The sequence below is a fragment of the Gluconacetobacter sp. genome (genome assembly GCF_047721585.1).
GTDB lineage: Bacteria > Pseudomonadota > Alphaproteobacteria > Acetobacterales > Acetobacteraceae > Gluconacetobacter > Gluconacetobacter dulcium.
Genome location: NZ_JBDNXE010000236.1, coordinates 1 through 2,648 on the forward strand (window position 1 = coordinate 1; position 2,648 = coordinate 2,648).

3 protein-coding genes and 1 pseudogene are annotated in these 2,648 nt (G+C 67.7%); 3 read left to right on the forward strand and 1 reads right to left on the reverse strand.

Going from position 1 to position 2,648, the window contains the following annotated elements:
- A partial coding sequence (locus ABF821_RS20705; protein ID WP_415531436.1) for an MlaD family protein occupies window positions 1-523 on the reverse strand: 523 nt, incomplete at its 3' end.
- Window positions 524-672: 149 nt separating this feature from the next.
- Here ABF821_RS20705 and truB point away from each other — a divergent pair.
- The 3 genes and pseudogenes from truB to ABF821_RS20720 all read left to right on the forward strand — a co-directional run.
- A complete protein-coding gene (truB, locus tag ABF821_RS20710) occupies window positions 673-1,593 on the forward strand; it encodes a tRNA pseudouridine(55) synthase TruB (RefSeq protein ID WP_182974492.1) in 921 nt (306 codons plus the stop codon).
- A gap of 24 nt (window positions 1,594-1,617) precedes the next feature.
- Window positions 1,618-1,887 carry a 30S ribosomal protein S15 gene (gene rpsO, locus ABF821_RS20715; RefSeq protein ID WP_114725993.1) on the forward strand — a complete coding sequence of 90 codons (270 nt, stop codon included), beginning with the start codon at window positions 1,618-1,620 and terminating at the stop codon, window positions 1,885-1,887.
- Window positions 1,888-2,200: 313 nt separating this feature from the next.
- A pseudogene (locus tag ABF821_RS20720) lies at window positions 2,201-2,648 on the forward strand (polyribonucleotide nucleotidyltransferase); the annotation flags it as partial.

Sequence of the window (2,648 nt, forward strand, 5' to 3'; positions counted from 1 at the left end):
CCTGGGTGCGGCGGTGCTGGGCCTGGGGGGATTCTGGGGGGGGTATCGCGGTAGGGTGCCAGGGGCGGGTTTGGGGGGGGGGGGGGGGCCGGGGGGCGATATCCAGGTCGATGCCGACGCGGCCGGTTACCAGGCTGGCGCTATGTAGTTCGGCCTGCAATCCGTCCTGGATCAGCCGGAACAGCATCTGGTGCGGCGACAGGGGGCCTCCACCGCCGCCCGCCATGTGAATCCGCCCGGGCTGGATGCGGATCGTGACCGGAATCAGCGCGCGGCCATGCAGGGGGTCGGCGGTGAGGCCGACATGTTCGACCCGTCCAAGCCTTGCGCCGCGAAACGTGACCGTGGCGCCGGCGCGCAGGCCGCCGATCGGACGGTCGAAGACGACCATGGCGCGTTCGCTGTGCGTCATCAGGCCGAACTGGCCGAACGCGCCGAGGAACGCGCAGCCCAGCCCGATCCCGCCGGCAACGAAGAGCAGGACGGCCGTCCATCCGGCGGTACGGCCTGGATGAGTGCTCATGCGGGAAGAGAAAAGATCATCGGGTGTCTATTTCGGGCCTCCTGAGCCGCTTGAGAAAGCAGGCATGGCACAATCCGGCATTGCTCCCCCTTCAGGGCTCGTCTACACGCACGCCTCTTCCAGGATTTTGATCAAGAAGGTTTTGCCCCATGCGACGCAAGCGCGGACGTCAGATCGATGGCTGGCTGGTCATCGACAAGCCGGCGGGGATGACATCGACCGATGTCGTCAACCGGGTGAAGCGCGCCTTCGATGCCGCCAAGGCGGGGCATGGCGGGACGCTGGACCCGCTGGCGACCGGCCTGCTGCCCATCGCCTTCGGTGCGGCGACCAAGACCGTGCCGTACATCATGGACGGAACAAAGCGTTATCAGTTCACCCTGCGCCTGGGCGAGGCCCGGGATACCGACGATGCCGACGGCGCGGTGACCGAGATTTCGGCCGTGCGGCCGACGGACGAGGATTTCCGCCGCGCGCTGCCGGCCTTCCAGGGCGATATCATGCAGGTGCCGCCGGTCTATTCCGCGATCAAGGTGGCGGGCGAGCGGGCCTATGACATGGCGCGCGACGGGCGGCCGCCCGATCTGCCGCCCCGGCCGGCCCGGATCGACCGGTTCGAACTGGTGGCGCGGCCGGACGAGGATACCGCGATTTTCGAGGTGGAATCGGGCAAGGGCGTCTATATGCGCTCGCTGGCGCGCGACATCGCGCGGGCCTGCGGCACGGTGGGCCATGTGGCCGCCCTGCGCCGCCTGCGGGTGGGGCCTTTTGCCGAGGAAGACGCGATTCCGCTGGACAAACTGACGCCAAACGACGACAACGCGCCTGCCTCACCGGATCTGCTTCTTCCGGTCGCGACCGCGCTGGCCGACATCCCGGCGCTGGCCTTGACCCACGAGGAAGCGGAGTCCCTCTCGCACGGGCAGGCGATCAGCCTGCTCGGCCTGATGGGACGCATTCCGGACGCCGCCGATCCCGACCAGGGCATCGTGCGGGGGATGGACGGGGGGCGCGTGATCGGGTTGTGCCGGCTGGAAGATGGCTGGCTGCGCCCGGACCGCATGCTTTAACCGAATTGGAATGTGGAGAACACGATGTCGATTACTGCTGAACGCCGCACGGCGCTGATTGGCGAATACCAGACCGCCGCCACCGACACCGGCTCGCCGGAAGTCCAGGTCGCCCTGCTGACCGAGCGGATCACGAACCTGACCGAGCACCTGAAGACCCACGCGAAGGATTTCCATTCGCGTCGCGGCCTGCTGGTGATGGTCGGCAAGCGCCGCGGCCTGCTGGACTATCTGAAGCGCAAGGACGAGGCCCGCTACCAGACCGTGATCGGTCGTCTGGGCCTGCGTCGCTGAGATGACGCGCGATCCGGCCTGCTGCCCCGCGGTGCGTGGCAACGGGCCGGGTCGCATTGGTGCGTTCCGCCGATGGGGTGGCATGGCCGCCCCGTTGCCGCGGGACCGCCGCGCCCGATGCCCAATCCTGGGCCGGGCCACACGCTGCCCCCATGTCGGTGGAGACATCCGGACCGGGTCACAGCGTTTCAGGCCACATGGTGTTCTGGCGGATGACCGTCATCGCTCCATGCCGTCCGAGACGCTGTCCTTCATCCCCTTGTCCGGGCCTCTCCCATTCATCCGGGGTGGCCATCGGACAGGGAGTGTCTGAATGTTCAACTACTACCGCAAAGAGATCGAATGGGGCGGCCGCACGCTGGTGCTGGAGACGGGCAAGATCGCCCGCCAGGCCGATGGCGCCGTGGTCGTGACCTATGGCGACACGGTCGTGCTCTGCACCGCCGTGGGCGCCCGCAGCGTCAAGCCGGGCCAGGATTTCTTTCCGCTGACGGTCAACTACCAGGAAAAGGCCTTCGCGGCCGGCAAGATCCCCGGTGGTTTCTTCAAGCGTGAGGGCCGTCCGTCGGAGATCGAGGTGCTGAATTCGCGCCTGATCGACCGCCCGATCCGCCCGCTGTTCCCGGAAGGCTTCCGCAACGAGGTCCAGGTCGTCGCGACCGTGCTGAGCCACGATCTGGAGAACGATCCGGCGATCGCGTCCCTGATCGGCTGCTCGGCGGCGCTGACGCTGTCGGGCATTCCGTTCTTCGGCCCGGTGG